At 66.5% G+C, this 17,442-nt stretch carries 14 protein-coding genes and 1 pseudogene; 10 read left to right on the top strand and 5 right to left on the bottom strand.

All coding sequences use genetic code 11. The features are described 5' to 3' along the window. Positions 1-336: 336 nt before the first annotated feature. Positions 337-1,350, top strand: a complete 1,014-nt coding sequence (moaA, locus tag IPJ59_RS33330; protein ID WP_293275315.1) for a GTP 3',8-cyclase MoaA — start codon at positions 337-339, stop codon at positions 1,348-1,350. Positions 1,351-1,461: 111 nt separating this feature from the next. On the opposite strand, the gene IPJ59_RS33325 is transcribed toward moaA, so the two are convergent. Further along, on the bottom strand, positions 1,462-2,862 hold the full coding sequence (locus tag IPJ59_RS33325) for a 4Fe-4S binding protein (protein WP_293275314.1): 1,401 nt from the start codon (positions 2,860-2,862) through the stop codon (positions 1,462-1,464). Positions 2,863-3,008: 146 nt separating this feature from the next. Next, positions 3,009-3,542 (bottom strand): 4Fe-4S dicluster domain-containing protein, encoded by a 534-nt coding sequence (locus tag IPJ59_RS33320; protein ID WP_293275312.1) that lies wholly within the window; start codon positions 3,540-3,542, stop codon positions 3,009-3,011. A gap of 354 nt (positions 3,543-3,896) precedes the next feature. Here IPJ59_RS33320 and IPJ59_RS33315 point away from each other — a divergent pair, with 354 nt between their 5' ends. Next, entirely contained in the window at positions 3,897-4,412 is a 516-nt protein-coding gene (locus IPJ59_RS33315; RefSeq protein WP_293275310.1) for a CBS domain-containing protein, read from the top strand. Here IPJ59_RS33315 and mobB read toward each other — a convergent pair. Further along, positions 4,409-6,139 carry a molybdopterin-guanine dinucleotide biosynthesis protein B gene (gene mobB, locus IPJ59_RS33310; RefSeq protein WP_293275308.1) on the bottom strand — a complete coding sequence of 577 codons (1,731 nt, stop codon included), beginning with the start codon at positions 6,137-6,139 and terminating at the stop codon, positions 4,409-4,411. The genes IPJ59_RS33315 and mobB overlap by 4 nt on opposite strands. Continuing rightward, positions 6,136-7,653 carry a thioredoxin fold domain-containing protein gene (locus IPJ59_RS33305; protein WP_293275307.1) on the bottom strand — a complete coding sequence of 506 codons (1,518 nt, stop codon included), beginning with the start codon at positions 7,651-7,653 and terminating at the stop codon, positions 6,136-6,138. The genes mobB and IPJ59_RS33305 overlap by 4 nt, the downstream gene beginning before the upstream one ends. A 242-nt stretch (positions 7,654-7,895) precedes the next feature. On the opposite strand from IPJ59_RS33305, the gene IPJ59_RS33300 reads away from it, so the two are divergent. The 8 genes and pseudogenes from IPJ59_RS33300 to IPJ59_RS38410 all read left to right on the top strand — a co-directional run bounded on the left by IPJ59_RS33300 (position 7,896) and on the right by IPJ59_RS38410 (position 16,042). Beyond that, on the top strand, positions 7,896-8,753 hold the full coding sequence (locus tag IPJ59_RS33300; RefSeq protein ID WP_293275305.1) for a c-type cytochrome: 858 nt from the start codon (positions 7,896-7,898) through the stop codon (positions 8,751-8,753). A 7-nt stretch (positions 8,754-8,760) separates the two neighbouring features. Continuing rightward, a complete protein-coding gene (locus IPJ59_RS33295; protein ID WP_293275303.1) occupies positions 8,761-9,537 on the top strand; it encodes a hypothetical protein in 777 nt (258 codons plus the stop codon). Further along, positions 9,428-10,537 (top strand): annotated as a pseudogene (locus IPJ59_RS33290) (molybdopterin-dependent oxidoreductase); the annotation flags it as partial. The gene IPJ59_RS33295 and the pseudogene IPJ59_RS33290, both read left to right, overlap by 110 nt. Positions 10,538-10,585: 48 nt before the next feature. Then, a complete protein-coding gene (locus IPJ59_RS38415) occupies positions 10,586-11,542 on the top strand; it encodes a molybdopterin dinucleotide binding domain-containing protein (protein ID WP_366524748.1) in 957 nt (318 codons plus the stop codon). A 4-nt stretch (positions 11,543-11,546) separates the two neighbouring features. Next, on the top strand, positions 11,547-12,167 hold the full coding sequence (locus IPJ59_RS33280; protein WP_293275302.1) for a 4Fe-4S dicluster domain-containing protein: 621 nt from the start codon (positions 11,547-11,549) through the stop codon (positions 12,165-12,167). Further along, positions 12,164-13,723, top strand: coding sequence for a 4Fe-4S binding protein (locus IPJ59_RS33275; protein ID WP_293275300.1), 1,560 nt, complete (start codon positions 12,164-12,166; stop codon positions 13,721-13,723). Before IPJ59_RS33280 ends, IPJ59_RS33275 begins: the two co-directional genes overlap by 4 nt. Positions 13,724-13,740: 17 nt before the next feature. Beyond that, entirely contained in the window at positions 13,741-15,522 is a 1,782-nt protein-coding gene (locus IPJ59_RS33270; RefSeq protein WP_293275298.1) for a 4Fe-4S binding protein, read from the top strand. A 1-nt stretch (position 15,523) separates the two neighbouring features. Beyond that, complete coding sequence (locus tag IPJ59_RS38410; protein ID WP_366524746.1) at positions 15,524-16,042, top strand: 4Fe-4S dicluster domain-containing protein; 519 nt, start codon at positions 15,524-15,526, stop codon at positions 16,040-16,042. Positions 16,043-16,060: 18 nt separating this feature from the next. Here IPJ59_RS38410 and IPJ59_RS33260 read toward each other — a convergent pair whose 3' ends face one another. Beyond that, a complete protein-coding gene (locus IPJ59_RS33260) occupies positions 16,061-17,305 on the bottom strand; it encodes an alginate export family protein (RefSeq protein WP_293275296.1) in 1,245 nt (414 codons plus the stop codon). Positions 17,306-17,442: the final 137 nt, after the last annotated feature.

Below are 17,442 nucleotides of genomic sequence, written 5' to 3'. Positions count from 1 at the left end.
GCCGAGCTGTTGGGCGCGGCATTGGGCTGTTGCCCGAGGTCGACCCGATCGAACAGTGCGGAGCTGTTGGGCGCGGCGCCGGCCGCTGGCGCGCGAGGCTGCGTGACACCGTCGGCCTTGGGTCCCAGAGCTGAAGCCAGTGGCCGGCCAGGGCGCCAAGCTCGACTGCGCTTCCGCACGCAACGCCGTTGGGGGCGGCCGCGTGATGGTCGGGACAGTCAAGCGTCCTTTTGGTAACCTTGGGGTCCCGCGCTGGTTCGCGCTGTCATGACTCTCATCCCGCTTCGTCGTCTGCGGCCCGCGCCCGCGCCCGTGCCTCCGTCTGGTCCGCCGCTGGTGGACCCGCAGGCGCGCGCGGTGAAGTACCTGCGGGTGTCGCTGACCGACCACTGCAACTTCCGCTGCACCTACTGCATGCCGGAGGCGGGGGTGGAGCAGGTGGCGCGGCGCGAACTGCTGACCCTCGCGGAGGTCGTGCTGGTCGTGCGGGCCTTCGCGGCCTGGGGCGTCGAGCGGGTGCGCCTGACCGGCGGCGAGCCGACGGTGCGCCAGGGCCTCGTCGAGCTGGTCACCGAGCTCTCGCAGATCTCAGTCGGTGGTGACACCGATCGCAAGTTGCAGGTGGTGATGACCACCAACGGCGTGCGGCTGGTCGAGCTCGCGGCGCCGCTGCACGCGGCCGGCCTCACGGGTCTGACCGTAAGCATCGACAGCCTCGACCCGACACGCTTCCGGGAGATCACCCGCCGGGGCGAGCTATCGCAGGTGCTCGCGGGCCTCGAGGCCGCCACCGCCGCGGGCTTTCTCGGCATCAAGCTCAACACCGTGGCGGTGCGCGGCTTCAACGACGACGAGATCGGCGCGCTCGCCACCTGGGCCTGGGCGCGCGGGCACGTGCCCCGCTTCATCGAGCTCATGCCGATGTCGGGCGGCCGCCTGTACGTGCCCGGCGAGCTGCTGCCCGCCAGCGAGCTGCGTCGGGCGGTCGCGGACCACGTCGGCGCCGCGCTGGTGTCCGACGCCGGCGAGGGCCTGCGGGGCCTCGGGCCCGCGAGCTACTGGCGTGTCGCTGACGGCCGCTTCGCTGGCCAGCGCCTCGGGGTGATCGCCGCGATGACCGAGAATTTCTGCGCCAGCTGCAATCGTCTCCGCATCTCGGCGACCGGCCAGCTGCACAATTGTCTCGCGCGCGACGACACGGGCGATCTACGCTCGGCCCTGCGGCCTCACGACCCCGACGCGCTGGCGTCGCGCATACGGACGATCCTCGGGCATAAACGGCCCGGGCACGAGTTTCAGGTCGATGGCCAGGGCGGCCCCGAGAAGGCGATGGTCCTCATCGGAGGATGAGGACCTTCGAGCGCGAGTGCCGGCGTCGCGGGCGGCGAGCTGCCGAGGGTCATCGGCTTGGCCAGCAGTGGGGCTGCGAAGCCGTCTATACCGAAATGAGCGTCGACAAGTTCATCGCCCGGCGATGCGCCCTCGTGCCGCCCCCGGCTCACGCGGGCGCAGCCCAAGCGCGAGGGCCGTCACACCGCCGAAGAGGAGAACGCCCACGCCCATGAATGCGAGCATGCGCAGGCCCTCACGACCCGCGTTCGGGGCGGGGATCTCCCAGCGTTGGGTCTCGGAGAACCAGCCGTCGATCGGTGCAAGGATCACCGCATCTCCCGGTCGCAGGACAACTTTGACATGCTCGCGGTAGATGGAGCGATTCGGGGTCGAATGGGGGTACTGCGGCGATTCGAAGGCCAGCTCATGGTCCAACCCGTCCGTCCCTACCATGCGCAGCCTCAGCGGACCCTGGTAGTACTCCCGGGCCGGGAGACGTCCCCGCTCGTCGGGCTCACCCCGCGGGCCACGGACGACATAAACGGACACCTCGAGTCCGTCGAGCTGGCGCGGGTCGTCGGCCTCGAGTCGGACGCCGGTGAGGTCGACGATCGAGATCGCAATATTGGTAGCGCCGACCTCACGGCGGGCGTCGAGGAGCAACGCGGGTTTGTGGTCGTCGGCGGGCGCGGCCACGACGAGGTTGGTGCTAGCGAGCCACACGCCGACGATCAGGGGGACCAGGGGGACCAGGGACGCCTTGCGTTTCGTCCACGGCGGGCGGGCGACAACCCGGAGATTATCTCGGGGGCAGACCTCCACGCACCGGGCACAGTTGTCGCAATCGGGCCCGGGCTCGCCCTCCGAGGGGTGAAGGAAGAGCCAGCATGCCCGGTCGCAGAGGTCACAGTGCGCCCCGCATGCCGGCTTGTCGATGATCTCGAGGCGAACCACGCGGCGGCGTCCTGCGAGCGAGAGTGCGGCCCCGGTTGGGCAGACAGTGGCACAGTAGACTGTGGGGCCGAAGAAGACGCCGACGCCGAGCAGTCCGAGCAACGCCCCGAGCGCAGCCCCGCCGCCGCCCATCAGCCACACCGCGTAGGCAGATTGCTGGAGGAGGAGGTGCGGGAGCAGGAGGTAGAGCAGCCACTGGGAGCCGATCGCTCCAGCCGTCAGGGCGAGGCCGAGGAGAACGAATCGCACAACCCGCAGACGCGGCGGCACAAAGCTCGGGATCCGCCAAGGAAGTCGATCGAGGATCCCCGCGATTCCGCGGGCGAGGCTGCCAAAGGGGCACATCCAGCCACAGAAGAAGCGCCCGGCCATCAGCGCCAGAACGACGGGGATAAGCCAGCTGACGACCACGCTGATGTAGATCACGGGCGCTGATAGGAGGGCGAGCAGGCCGCCGACGGGATCGATCGCGGCGACCCCGAGATACTCGCCCGCGACGCCGCCACCCAACAATTGGTTGGCGGCGTGGGCCTGGCTCGGCGCATCCCCGAGCGGCAGGTTCTCGAGAACGCTCACCGGTAGATCCCAGCCGTGGTCTTTCCACGCCGACAGGTAGTTGCGATCCAGACGCTGCCATCCCCCCAGCAACGGGGCGACCAAGATGGCGACAAATGCGGGCACCTGGCATGCCCGCCGCGTCCATCGCCAGCCTGCGCCGGGCTTCACGACGGCACCTGCCGAGCGCTGGCCGGGACCAAGGTCAGGGCGCTGGGATTTTGTGGGCAGTGTTCGACGCAGCGACCACAGCCGACACATCCGTCCTGAATCACAGGGAGCCCATGGGTCGTGAGCTTGATCGCCTTTCCCGGGAGCGGGCAGACGTCGTGACAATAGCCGCAGATGCGACCGAGATAGGAGAGGCACAGGTCGCGCTCGACCTTGGCTCGCCCCATGTCGATCTTCTCGGCGATCACCTGAAGGTCGTCAGCGACAGGCCTCAGGGCCCCGCTGGGACAAATGTTGGTACAGCGCATGCAAAGCGTGCAGGAGCGCCGCCGGACGTCGAGGTAGGGCGTCATCGCCCCCATCTCCGGCTCGTCAGCGCCGAAGAAGCGGATGCAGCCGTTCTCGCAGACGGTCCCGCACAGGCCACAGCGGATGCAAGCGCGGCGGAAGGCGTCGTCGTCCGGGCTGGCGGTGGGCGGCCGCACGGGGAGCGACAGTCCCTCGAGCCTGGGCGAGGCGGTCCGTGCCACCAGACCGACCATCGATGCGCCCGCGGCCACCATCGCGGCGCCACCGATGAGGAAGGCCCGACGAGACGGCGGTCCTCGGAATTGGCGACGGTGTTTGCGGCGCTGAAGCGCGAGGGTGACGCCCACACGCGGGCCTTTGCCGGGCTTCTCTGGCGTCATGATGAACCCCATCATAGCGGCGAAGCGAGCTCGGTGGGACGGCACTATTTTTCGCCATCAGGGAGAGGGCCGCGCAATTTCATCGTTTGCTCCCAGGACCGACCGGCGGAGGTACGACGGTGCCGAGCACTTGGGAGAATTCGCGGACGCAAAAATTTCGCAAACGTGTGGGGTTCACTTCTGTACACTAGTCTCATGCGAGATCGTCAGAATTCGTCCCCAGACGGTGGTTGTCGGTTTCCGTCGGTCTCCGACGTGATGACACACAAGGTGTTTGCGGTCAGCCCAGACACCAGCTTGGAGACAGCTGCCCGGCTGTTCGCCCAAAAGCGAGTGAGCGGTGTGCCAGTCGTCGATGCAAGCGGCGAGGTCGTCGGCGTGGTCAGCGCCTCGGACCTCAACGATCCGGACCGAGATCGTGGTGAGCAGGTCGGCAACGCCCAATATTATTCGCTGGAGAACGGCCACGCCGATGAGTTCGGCGACCCCACGGTGCGGCGCGACGGTACGGTGCGTGAGGTTATGACACCCAGTGTGATCAAGATCGGGTCTGACCAGAGCATCGTCGAGGCCGGTAGCATCATGGTGTCCAGGGCCGTCCACCGGTTGCTGGTGATCGATGAACAGCATGTCTTGGTCGGCATCGTGTCGGTCATGGACATCGTCCGTGGCTTCGTCGAGTCCGAGGCGGGACGTCGGCCCACTGCCTAAACGGATCGTCGGATAAACGAGAGCACAAACGCCTCGAGCGCCTCGTCATCTCCGTGGGAAAATACTGGTACAGCGACGCCGCACGCTGAGTCGCTGATCACGGCGATGACGCCGGGCCGTCGGGGCGAGAGCTCGCGGATGCCGTCGCTATTTACGACGATCTTCGGGATGTCATCGTGCTTGTACCCCTCGACCAGGATCACGTCGACCTCGACGGTGATCGTGGCGATCAGCTCCGCCAGCGTCGTTGCACGGCTCGTCGTGGCGATCACCGCGCGCCGGCTCGCGGAGGCGATGCCGACCGCGGTAGCCCCGGCGGCGCTGAACTTGGCCGTGTCCTTGCCCTCACGGTCTAACTGGAACTCGTGCGCGTCGTGCTTGAGCGCAGCGACGCGGACCCCGCGGGCGCTCAGACGCGAGATCAGGGCGGTCAGCGCGGTCGTCTTGCCGCTGCCGGAGTAGCCCGCGAACGCCAGTATGGGCGGGCGAGGGGCGACATGAGGGGGCTTGAGGAGCTCGATCTCGACGGGCGTCCCGGCGAAGACGGTCCCAGGGCCCGCGGGGATGATGGCCACCGCATTTCCCTCGAGGCCCGCGGTGAGCTGCCCCGAGCTCTGTCGCGGTGGGAGCCGGACCTGCAGCCCGCCGAGGGCCAGCTCCGCCCAGCCGCGGAGATAGTAGGTCAGCCCCGGTTGCTTGTGCACATCATTGGCGAGGATCGCCGGCAACCGCGGGCGCGATACCTGCTCGCGCGGCACACCCTGAACCGCCAGGAGAAACGGCCGGACGAGCCGGTCAAACGTCATCGAGCAGGCTGCAGGGTTGCCTGGAAGCACGAATACTGGCTTCTCCCGGAGGATGAAGAGGCCGACCGGCTTGCCGGGCTTGAGGGCGACCGTATGAAAGACGAGCTCGGCGCCATGGGCCCGGAGCGCGTCGACCACAAGGTCCCGCTCGCCGACGGATGCCCCGCCGATCGTGATCAAGACGTCGACGGTGGATAGGACCTGCAGGAGATGCGCACGGAGCTGCTCGAGATCGTCCTTGACGGGGCCCGAGCGATACGCGATCGCGCCCGCCTCGCGGGCCATCGCAGCGATCATCGGTCCATTTGAATCGACGGTCAGGTCGTCTGCCGCCTCGTGCGCGTCGTGGAGCTCATCGCCACATGTGACCACGTGGACCGTCGGGCGCCGGGCGACCGGGACCTGGCAGCGACCAAAGGCCGCGAGGAGGGCGATCTCTTGGGACGTGACCTTCGTCCCCACGCGCAACACGAGCTCGTCCCGGCGCAGGGTCTCGCCGCGGGGGCGAACGTTGTTTCCGCGGTCTGAGGCGATGCGGACGTCAACCACGCCCTCGCCGGCGCGGGTGGCCTCCTGACGGACGACCGTGTCCGCGCCGGCCGGAATCACCGCACCTGTCATGATCCGGACCGCCTGTCCCGGGCCCACGATGGCGGTCGGTCGCGTCCCGGCGAAGACACTCCCGACGATCGTGAGGCGGACCGGATGGACCCCGGTGGCATCCGCGGTGTCCGCGGCTCGGATTGCGTAGCCGTCCATTGCTGAATTGTCGTGGGCAGGGAGGTCCCAGGGCGTGTGGATGTCGGCGCCGAGGAATCGACCGAGCGCGTCGTCGAGCGTGACAAATTCGCTCGTCGGCCGCGCTGCGAGGTCAAGGGTCCGCCTGAGGGCTTCATCGGGGTCGATCATCGAACGCTTCAAGGGTGTGTTCCTGGTCGATGTGACGGGCTCGTACCTGGCGTCATTTCGGACTGTTCCTCGCGCGATGCGTATTCCACAAAGGGCGGCGGGTATGCGGGATCAAAGGGGAGGGTCGAGACGGTGGCGAGGGCCCTACCACACGCCGCCGGGGCTGCCCGGCAAATACCGCGGGTGAGGCCGAAAAGCCGGGGCGTGCTCGGCAGGGGCCGGCGCCAGCGCTCGAGCACGGTATCGACGAGGCGTTGCGTCCGTTCGCGGTAAACCTTGCCCTCGCAACCCGCGAGCCCGACGAGCAGCTCACCGACCGAATCGGGGGTGGCCTCTTCGATATGTTCCTCGTCCTCGTCCTCGTCCTCGGTCCAGCGGGCGCGCGGCCAGGTCTCCCCAGGGACACGCAGCAACTGCTCACAGCGCCGAGGGTCGACCTGCGCCGCGCGGGCCTGCACCTCGAGCCTGAAGAGTCTTGCGGCCCTCGGCGTGGGGACTCGCCTCCGCTCCGCGCGCCGCAGTCGATAGTAGAATGGGTCGCTCTGCTGGCTGGTTGCGAGGAGCTCGCCGTAGGCGAATGTGGTGTCAACAAAGAGGCGAAGGATCCTGGCGTCTTGCGCTCGACCCTGAATCTGGGCGAGCTCAGCCCAGGCCAAGTTCTCGATGGCCCGTCGTTCGAAGTGGGGATTGTACCAACCTGGTCCGGCAGCGTAGCGGAACACGCCGCCATCGACGGGGTCCTGAAGGCCGCGAAAGGGGTCCGCTTGCGGCAGCCGGTCGATCCCCTCCCGCCATCGCGGGCCTGCGCCGGGTCCCTTCTGGGACAGCGTGATGAGCTCCTCGGTAGCGAAGTCCATGTCCGCCAAGGGGACGCCCTCGTGGCGCGGAGAACTGCCCCGAAGCGCGCTTTCGGTCGTCTTGTCAACCCATGCCGCGACCCGCGGGGGGGCACCGTGTTGGCGCCATCGTTCGAGCTCGACGAGGAGCGCCGGATAGGGGTGGCGCGCGGGGGTTTCGAATCCGCCGTCGTTGGAATTGACGCGGAGAAAGACCTCGAATTCGAGGCGCGCGAGCTCCTGCTTGATCTCGGCGGCGCTGAGCGAACGCTCGGCGAGCGCCCGACCCGGCGGCGGTGCGGGATAGGGCTCCAATTCACCGCTGGCGAGCTTGTTGAAGACCGCCGTGAGCAGGGCGATGACCTCGTCGGGCGGGCGGTAGCCGGAGCGCGTCAGGACATGTCTCCCCTGGCGGTCGAAAAAGACAAGGCTGGGGAGCCCGCGAAAGCCCGCGATATCTCCCCACTCCGGGAAGAGATCCAGGTCCACGTGTAATAGCTCGAATTTGCTGGAGAGCGTCGTCGCGACCTCGGGCTCGTGGAGCACCTCACTCTCGAAGACCATGCACCACTGGCACCAGGAGGCGCTCACGAGCACGACCTGCGGGATCGTCGAGGCGGCGACCGCTGTGGGGGTTGCGGGGGCGGTATGCAGCGCGCCATCAGAGCCTCTGGGCTCGACCGGGGACATTAGTGGCGAAAATCCTGCGGGCGGCTCAGCCTCCGCCACGGAAGTAGCGAGGATTTTGCCCGGCCGGCTCGGCTGGCCTGGTGGTGAGGAACATCCGACAAACGCAAGCGTGGCGAGAAACACGATTGCTGACTGCCGCACGCCGCAACCAAAGGAAACGCTGGTCCGCAAGATGCCTCCATGAGAGAATGATATAGAAGCCGCGGCTATCGCGTCGTGCAAAACTTGCCGCATGGCAAGCCTTGCGCCGCAAAGATTACGTTAACGGCCGCGATGCAGTGTCTGGTAGCGTCATCGACAGCGCTATGCCCTTCCAGGTGCATGAGAAGAATTTTTCGTCGCAGGAGACTCTGGTGTCCCGAAAACGTCGAGTAGGTGACGCATTCCCGCGCACGATTGTTGCGCTCCTGACGGCCTCCTTCCTGGCGACGGCTGTCCCTGCCTGTGAGGGAGAGGTGGAGGTGGAGCGGCCGCGCGCGCGCCACGCCACCAAGTCGAGCAAGAGCGACAACAACACCGAAATCGTGGTGACTCCACAGAAGGTCGCAACCGGGGCCGAGCTCTTCGCCCGGAATTGCGTGAAGTGCCACGGCAACGACGCTGGTGGTCGCGTCGGTATCGGCCCGAGCCTGCGCAGCAAGACCTTCCTGGAGGCCGCTAGCAACAAGATGCTGCTCGCCACCATCGCCGAAGGGCGACTGGGCACCACGATGACCCCGTGGAAGTCGTACATCGACGCTGCGGGCCGCGAGGCGCTGGTGGCCTACATCCGCTCACTGACGCCGCACATGGTGGTCGAGCTCGACGAGTCTCCACTTCGGGGGGACCCCGAGGCGGGTAAGCCGATCTTCGAGAGCATCTGCGTGCAATGCCACGGTCGATCGGGCGCTGGTTATATCGAGTCGAGCAGCGGTACGGGGATTGGCCGCCACGCGTTCCTCTCGACCGTGACCAACGGCTTTCTGCGTTATATGATCATCAATGGCAAGAGCCAGACGCGGATGCGGGGCTTCGACGGCGTCGGCGCCGCGGTCATCGCCAACCTGGATGACCAGCAAATTGAGGACGTAATCGCGTACCTCCGCGCGCACACTTGGTAGGTCCCAGATGACAAACGACGACAATTCGGGCAAGAATCCACACTACGGCGGGAGACACCTGGAGGTGCTCCACGAGCCGCCGGCGCACCCGCTCCCCACGGGCCTCACGCGGCGTCAATTCTCCATCAGCGCGGCGATCGCAGGCGTGGCGACGGGCGCCGCCTGTGGCGGCGGAAAGAAGGGCGAGCAGCGGGCCGAGTCCGGCGCGACGGCCGAGGCGGTGGCCCAGGGTCGGCGCCCGGCGGACGCCAGCGACGAGTTCGCGCCACCGGAGTCGACGACGGTCCCAAACAACATCCTGGCCCAGTGCCCATACTGCGGGGTCGGCTGCGGGACGTTGATTCAGACCGAGAAGGGCAAGATCGTCGGCATGATGCCTGACCCGAAGCACCCGACGAACAACGGGTTGCAGTGCATCAAGGGGCTCGCCAGCGCCGAGGCGATCTACGTCGATCGGCTGACCAAGCCGCTCATCCGGCGGGACATGACCGACCAACTCACGGGTCACGAGAGCGCGACGAAGGGTCGTTTCAGCGACGACGTCTTCCGCGAGGCGACGTGGGAGGAGGCGGACGAGATCATCGTCAATCAGATCGTCGGAATCTATAAGAAATTCGGCGGGAAATTCGATCGGGCTCTACGGATCCGGTCAGCTCCCGGTCGAGGGCCAGTGGCTCGAGAACCTGTTCATGAAGGGTGTCCTCGGGTCGAACACGATCGAGGCCAACGCCCGTATGTGCATGACCTCCGCGGTCACGGGCTACTTCAAGTCGCTCGGGAGTGACACGCCGCCGACCGCTTACGAGGACATCGAGCTCGCGGATATGGTCACACATTGGGGCCACAACGCTCGTGGGTCCCATCCGATCGTCTTTTGGCGGATCGCCGACCACAAAGCGAACAAGAAGATCCCGACCCTCGTCGTCGACCCCCGCCGGACTGGCACGGTCATGGGCTACGAGGAGGTCAACGAGGCAAATTCTTACCATTTCTCGACGATCAACGGCGATATAGCGATTCAGAACGCGATCGCCCATGTGCTGCTCACCTCGCACGAGGAGGCCATCGCCTGGGACTTCCTCAAAGGCCATTCGACCGGGTGGGAAGACTATGTGAAGGGCGTCACCGAGCGCTATGCGCCCGAGAAGGTCCAGCACATCACGATGATCGACCCCAAGTACCTCCGCGAGGTCGCGGCGATCTGGGCCGAGGCCTCGATCAAGGGGCGCAAGAACGGTAAGGGCGGGGTGCTCTCGCTGTGGGGGATCGGCTACAACCAGCATATCCACGGCCAGAACAACACCGTCAGCCTCATCAACCTGATGGCGCTCTCGGGGAACATCGGTCGCCCCGGCTGTGGCCCGTTCTCGATGACCGGGCAGCCGAACGCCATGGGCGAGCGGTTGACCGGGGGCCTGACCGGGCGCCTGCCCTTCAACGAGGGGTTGAGCAACGTCGCATGGCGCGACCACATCGCAAAGGTGTGGCGGATCCCCCCGGAGCGGCTGGCCTCGGTGGCCAAGGAGGAGAACCCGGGGATGGCCATCGGCATGATGGAGCGGGCCCTCAAGGGCGACGTCAAGGCGATGTTCCTTATCTACGCGACGCACATCGACCTCCCGGACCAGAATACGCTCGTGCGGCCCGCGCTGAACAAGACCTTCAACGTCGTCCAGGAGATCTACCGGCATGCCCCGAACAACCTCTACGCCGACGTGATCCTGCCGGCGGCGACCTGGGGTGAGTGGGTCGGCGGTACGTACATCCAGTCGGAGCGCCGCTTCTACGTCTGTGACGGCACCGCCAACCCGATCCGGGGCACCAAGCCCGATATGGACATGGTCATCGACAAGGGCCGGGCGATCGCCACGGCCCTCGACCTCGACGCCGATGCGATCTTCCCGTACAAGAAGATGGCCAACGGCTTCTACAACCCTGAGGACGTCTTTCGCGACATCGTCATTGCGTCGAAGGGCTCGGACTCCGACCTGACGGGAATGCTCGAGGTCGAGGAGCGCGACGGCGTCGCCCTCTACGATCAGATCCGCAATCACCGCGGGATCCAGTGGCCGGCCCCGACTTACGAGATCGCTCGAAACGGCGGTACCAAGCGCCGCTACATGGAGCAGGAGGGGTGGGACGGCAAGCCGTACGGCGGCTTTCGCACTGCCGATGGCAAGCTCCACATGCATCTCTGTGAGCAGAACTATGAGGGACGGGAGGAGATCATCGCTCAGCTCAGCCGGGCCGGCACCGAGAAGGGCTTCTACATGATCGATAACCTGCACCTGCTCGAGAAGGCCAGGGACAACGGGCTCACGCCCGAGCTGCCGGACTTTGACTTCCTCAACAAGCGCTGGGATGAGGTTCCGGTCGACAAGTACCCGTTTTGGATCGGCCTCGGGGTTGTCTATGAGCACTTCCACACCGCGAAGACGATCCGCTCGGGGACGACGAAGCGACTGGTGCCGGAGATGTACGTCGAGATGAACATCGACGACGCGGGCGTCCTTGGAATCGAGGATGGCGAGTGGGTCCGAGTCATCTCACGTCGCGGTTCCTACGAGGCCCGGGCGTCGATCGGCCTCGACTCGAAGGTGAAGCCCGCCCGCAACACGGTCCCGCGGGGCTACATGTTCAGCCCGTGGAACCTCTCCGTGGGCGACTCGGCCGACCCCGAGAAGAATCGCTGGCTGGCCAACGCGATCACCCACCGCGCCTTCGACCCGGTCAGCGGACAGGTGGACTTCAAGAAGTGCGCTGCCCGGATCGAGAAGATCAGAGTCTGAGGCCATGACCACTCTTGCACGTCGCAATGTCCTCGGGTTGTCCATCGCTGCGGGCATCGGTGCGATCGGCGTCGCGGTCGGGGTCAAGAAGCAGACCGCGAAGCCGAACCACCTGCGCCCGCCTGGGGCCCTCCCGGCGGGCGAGTTCGAGTCGGCCTGCGCGCGTTGCTTCAAGTGCGGGAGCGCGTGCCCGAATGGTTGTATCAAGTATTACGGGCTCGGCGACGGGCTCGGCAGGGCCTTTACCCCCTACATCACGCCGCGCGATCGAGCCTGCACGCTGTGCGGAGAATGCGCAAACGTGTGCCCGTCGGGGGCCCTCAAGCCATTTGGAAGCACGAGCGAGGAGTGGCGTGCGAACGTCGACATGGGGACCGCCCAGGTCAGCAAGGGCCAGTGTTACAGCTTCAACGGGCGCACCTGCGGGGCGTGCTATCGGGCCTGCCCGCTCGCGGGTAAGGCGATCAAGATCGGCCTCCTTGAGACCCCGCATGTCCAGGCCGACGCGTGCGTCGGCTGCGGGCTCTGTGAGCAGGCGTGCCTGCACCTGCCGCAGGCGATCCGCGTGATCCCCCGAGAGACCAGGGACCGAACGCTCCCGGGCGAAGGCCCGGAAGTATCGTGAAGTGGCGTAGGCGAGATGTCGCGGCTCAGGCCCTGCGCCGCGTCACGCAGCTCGGCGTCTTCGTCTTCGTCATCTATGCGGCGATGGGCGGAGTTTGGCGAAACTACAAGGTCGCCCACAACAGCTCGCGGGCGGTGGAAATGATGGAGGGCGAGGGCTGGGCGGCGGCGTACCGCCTCAATGAGAGCGCGCTAGCGCTGCTCGGCGAGCCCTACGAGGCCAGCCTCCAGTTCCTCGGGATGCCGTGGGCAGCGACGATCGGCGGGCTCGAGACCGTCGATCCGATCCTCGGGCTCTCGATGGCCGTGTCGACCGGCGGACTCAGCCTGTTCCTCGGTGCGCTCGGGACCATCGGGCTGGCGGTGCTCTTCGGCAAGGTGTTTTGTAGTCACATCTGTCCGATGCGCCTGCTCTTCGAGGTCGGACAAACGATCCGCGGGGGCCTGCTGTGGCTGGGGGCCCCGCTACCCCATCTGCGCCCGAGGCCGCGCCTCGGCGGGTGGATCTTGCTCGGCGGTCTGCTGGCCAGCATGAGCGCCGGGATCGTGGTGTGGTTCTTCATCCTGCCCTACGTGGCGGTGGTGGCGGCGATCTTCCTCGGGGTCACGGCGGGTCTGGCCTCGGGGCTCCTGGTCATCCCGGTGATGTGGTGGTGGATCGATGTCCTCGTGGCGCCGGGGACCTTCTGTCGCAACATCTGCCCGCAGGGCTTTCTCCTCGGGATGCTCGGCCGCCTGTCGCTGCTCAAGGTGCGTGCGATCGCGTCGAAGACCTGCCCGCCGAATTGCCACACCTGCTCGCTCGTCTGTCCATACGGGCTGTCGCCGCGCGCAGGGACGCATACGCACGATTGTGACAACTGCGGGCAGTGTGTGGCGAGCTGTCCCGAACGCCGGCTGACCCGTCGGGTGCGTCTGCCGGTCCTCAATTCCCTGGTCCTCGCGCTTGGGATCGGTCTGGCCGCGGCCCCCGCGATCGCCGAGGCCCACCACAACAAGGGGCTCCCGCACTACGGGTACTACGAGAACTATCCGCAGGTCCCGGTCGAGGAGCACATCGTCGTCGACGGCCGCTGGGAGATGGGTGCGACGCTCTTCAACTTCCAGGGGATGGATCGCCGTCAGGCGACCACGCCCAACGACGTAAAGCTATTCGTCTACGTCTACGATCTGCAGCTCGACACAAACTACACAGGCCGGGCAGAGTTTGAATTCGTCGATGACGAGGGCGACCGCGTCGGCAGTTTTTATCGGGACAAGGTCGATGTGGAGATGATCTACGCCACCCGTGAGACGATGCCCGCCACCGGCGACTACACCCTTGTGGCCCGCCTCCTCGACATCGATGGCCAGCCCGAGGTGAGGATCCGCTTCCATATCGAGCTCTCCACGGACGCGGTCCCGTGGGTGCTGCTCCTCGCCCTGACCGGGCCGCTCGTCCCGCTCTTCGTGCTGGTGCTCCTCGGCCGCAGTCGGCGCGGCCGCTCACGAAGACTCAAGTCCCAGCTCAAGGCCGATGTCGCGGAAATCGCGGCGCACAGAGGAATACCATCATGACCCGCCGAGACACTCGCATGTTCTGGCTCGCGCAGAGACTTGCCTGCTCGGCGTTTCTCATGGGCGCGCTCGCGTCGCGAGTCGCGCTCGCCGCCCCGACCGAGGCCGCGGTGGCCGCGGACGCGCCGTGCCACCAGGCAGAGGGGGTCGGCCCACAGCTGGGATTGGACCACGCGGGCATGGACCACGCGGGCATGGACCACGCGGGCATGGACCACAGCGCTCACGCCGGCCACCAGATGTACGAGGCTGGCGACGGCGACCAGGTGATGGTCATGGCGGGGATGCCGACGTGGCTGTTTGTCCTGAGCGTCGCCGTGATCATCGTCTTTTCGTTTGTCGTCATCGAGAAGATCGGCGGTCGCCCGGTCGCGCAGGACAAGGGGTTTCGGGTCAACCTGATCAAGAACCGCCGGGTCTACAAGATCGTCCGAAGTCGGTGGTTTCAGGTCGTCCCGCAACTGTTCGCCATCGCTGCGCTTGGGCTCCTGGTCTACGCGGGGATCTTCGGCAACCGCATCGGCAACATCACGCCGATCGCGGTCTGGACGATCTGGTGGGCTGGACTGATCTTCGCGGTCGCCATCTTCGGCCCGCTATTCTGTTTCATGTGTCCGTGGGACGGGCTGGCGAACCTTGTCTCTCGCCTCTCCCTCGCTAGGCGCAAGGAGCCGCTGTCGCTCGGTCTGGAGGTCCCGCGGGTGCTCCGCAACATGTACCCGGCCATCGCGCTCTTCACGCTGCTGACCTGGGCGGAGCTCGGTGGAGGGATCACCACGGATCCAGCGGGGACGGCGTTGATGGGCCTGGGGATGGCGACCATGGCGATCGCGTGTGCTCTGACCTTCAAGAAGAAGGCGTTTTGCGAGCACCTCTGCCCGGTCGGACGGATCAGCGGGATGTATGCCAATTTCAGCCCTGTGGAGATCCGCGCTCGGAACTCGCGGACCTGCCAGACTTGCACGACCGAGGATTGTCTAAATGGCAACAGCCGCGGCTATCCCTGTCCGACCGGTATTTCGCTGAAGGTCGTCAACAACGCGACGATGTGTACGATGTGCACCGAGTGCGTCAAGAGCTGCGATCGGCAGAACGTCGCGCTCAACCTGAGACCGCTGGCCCACGATCTCTCGGGGACCACCGCGACACGCCCGGATGAGGCATGGATGTGCGTGATCCTTCTGGCGCTGACGCTCTTCCACGGCTTCTCAATGACGACCGCCTGGGAGGACCACGCGCCGGGCAGCATGAGCCTCGTCAAGTGGCTTGCGGTCACCCTCGGGACCCCGTCCAGCGTGAATTTCACGATCGGGATGCTCGCCGTCAGCCTGGTCCCCGTGGGCCTCTACTGGGCGAGCTGCGTCATGGCGGCCCGACTGGTGCGATCGACCGGCAAGACTGCGCGCGAGCTCTTCATGGCGTACAGTTTCTCGCTGCTGCCGGTGGCGCTATTCTATCACCTCGCGCATAATGCAATGCACATCTTCGCCGAGGGGTCGGCGATCGTCCCGGCCCTCAGCGACCCGATGGGCACCGGCGCGGACTACCTTGGCACGGCAACCTGGCACCTCGGCCCGCTCCTCAGCGATCAAACGATCTGGTATCTGCAGGTCGCGCTCATTATCTTCGGTCACCTGGTCGGCATCGTCGTCGCCCACCGGATCAGCCGCCGGTGTTTCATCGACAAGCGTGCAGCCACGCGCAGCCTCCTCCCGATGCTGGCGATGATGGTCCTGGTGTCCGTCGCGGGTCTGACCCTGATGGTGCTCGACATGAACATGCGGATCGGGAGGATGTGAGATGAACGAGGATGGTGTTTCGAGGCGCGGATTTATCCGTCCTGCGCGACGCGAACCGGCGCTGCCTATCCGTCGCCGGCCCCCTGGCGCGCTCCCCGAGGAGACCTTCCTCGCGCGCTGTACCGCGTGCGGAGACTGTATCAAGGCCTGCCCGCACAATGCGATCCACGTCCTTGCAGAGTGGGTCAAGCCCGGCACGGGTACGCCGGTGATGGTGCCCGATTCGCGGGCGTGTCACATGTGCGAGGGCTTCCCCTGCGCCGCAGCCTGTGGCGAGGGCGCGCTCGCGCAGCCCCAGGGTCCGTGGTTCCTCGGGACGGTGAGCATCGACATATTCACGTGTCTACCCTTTCGCGGGCCCGAGTGTGGCGCTTGCGCGGGCCTCTGCCCCGCGGGCGCGGACGCGTTGAGGTTGCGGCGCGGTCGCCCTGAGATCGATCCCGAACGCTGCGTCGGATGCGGGCTGTGCATTGAGGCATGCCCCGTTAAACCGTCCGCGATCAAGCTGGATCCGCTATGATCGCTTGCGGTGGCGCGATCAGAAGGTCGTCACGAGCCAGAGGTAGACGAAGTGTTGTGGACTGTCGCCTCCGAGGGTCCGACCGGCCTTCCGCGGCAGGAACACGCCGTAGCCAGGCTGGACCATCAGCGGCTTCCACGGCTTGAGAGTCGCTACGACATCGAATTCGTGGCCGAGGGTTCTATCGGTGTTGGTGGTGTCCCAGCCCGAACCCACTTGACCGCCGGCAGCGTCACGCCAGCGCCCAGAGGCCTCGTTGAGCTGGAAAAAGTGATAGCCGAGGGAGGCCGAGAACCAGTCGACGGCGAGGCTCCCGGAGACCTCGAGGTCTCTCATGTTTCGCCAGCCGAGCAAGTCGACCAATCCGTAGTGGATATGATTGGTCGGGTAGAAATTGAAGAAATCGGAGCTGGTCGCAGCGCCGCAGTTTGCGACTCCGGCCGCTGAGGAGCCTGTGCAGCGCGAGCCGCTGGCCATGGCGTAGCCGATCTTGCCGCCCGGCTTCACGCGCTTGCTCTCGCGCGTGTAGCTGAGATTGGCGGCCCAGGCCCAGGCGCGATGGTTCAGGCCCTCGTTGCGCCCCGCCTGGCCGTGCCCCTCGGCTTCGTAGCGGAGACCGCCGAGCGGGGAGCCCCAGAGCCGACCGCCGAAGTCGTAGACCCGTCGGTCGCGGGTCGGCGCTGCCATCGATGCCGCGGCGATGTCGGCCATCACCATCGCCTCGATATTGAACGCGTCGTGGGCGGCGAAGGAGACCAGGCCGGCCGCCAGCTGGTCCCCCCGGGTCTGCACCGACCTCGGCGGTTCACCGACTGTGAAGGTGCCCGGCGGCGCGAGCATGGCCACAAACGCGTCCGCGCGCCATCGGCCGGCCGTGCCCTGCAGGCGGAGCGCGTCGAACGATCGGGCGATCGGTGCCCAAAGAAACGACCCGATCATGCGCTGCGAGCCCCAGTCGATCTCCTGGCGGCCCGCGCGGATCGACCCCGAGAGCTTGCGGCGAGGGATGGCGCCGGCTATCTCCATCCAGCCTTGGTGGAGGTCGGTGTTGGCTTCGTTGGAGCTCGTCGTGCCCTCAAAGCCCCAGTTCCGCGCGTCCTGGAGCTGGACGAAGCCTCCGACCACGCCCCACGTCGCGCCCAGCTGGAGGCGCGCCCGCTCGAGCACCTGAGCCACATCAGGAGGGGTATTGGCGGCGGCATCGAAGTCGGGGTTGATCCTGCCTTCAGCGCGCAGGAAGATCTGCGCCCCAGGCGTCCACACCAGCCCCGTGGGCTGTGGGTCCCCAGCCCGGGGCATCGCCGCACCGGCGGGCTCGGTAGCGACAACGTTAGGCTTTAGCGCGGTGGCTGGGGTGCCAGACTCGGTCCCCTGAGCCTGTGTGCGGGTCGGGACCGAGG

This window comes from Nannocystis sp. (assembly GCF_016714285.1).
In the GTDB taxonomy this organism is placed as follows: Bacteria; Myxococcota_A; Polyangia; order Nannocystales; family Nannocystaceae; genus Nannocystis.
This window is presented reverse-complemented; position numbering and strand designations above follow the sequence as displayed.

Bases quoted from the DNA above. Each gene is read 5' to 3' on its own strand.
- IPJ59_RS33315 (WP_293275310.1), top strand. From the start codon at position 3,897: ATGCGAGATCGTCAGAATTCGTCCCCAGACGGTGGTTGTCGGTTTCCG.
- IPJ59_RS33305 (WP_293275307.1), bottom strand. From the start codon at position 7,653: ATGTCCCCGGTCGAGCCCAGAGGCTCTGATGGCGCGCTGCATACCGCC.
- IPJ59_RS33295 (WP_293275303.1), top strand. From the start codon at position 8,761: ATGACAAACGACGACAATTCGGGCAAGAATCCACACTACGGCGGGAGA.
- IPJ59_RS38415 (WP_366524748.1), top strand. From the start codon at position 10,586: ATGGACATGGTCATCGACAAGGGCCGGGCGATCGCCACGGCCCTCGAC.
- IPJ59_RS33280 (WP_293275302.1), top strand. From the start codon at position 11,547: ATGACCACTCTTGCACGTCGCAATGTCCTCGGGTTGTCCATCGCTGCG.
- IPJ59_RS33270 (WP_293275298.1), top strand. From the start codon at position 13,741: ATGTTCTGGCTCGCGCAGAGACTTGCCTGCTCGGCGTTTCTCATGGGC.
- IPJ59_RS38410 (WP_366524746.1), top strand. From the start codon at position 15,524: ATGAACGAGGATGGTGTTTCGAGGCGCGGATTTATCCGTCCTGCGCGA.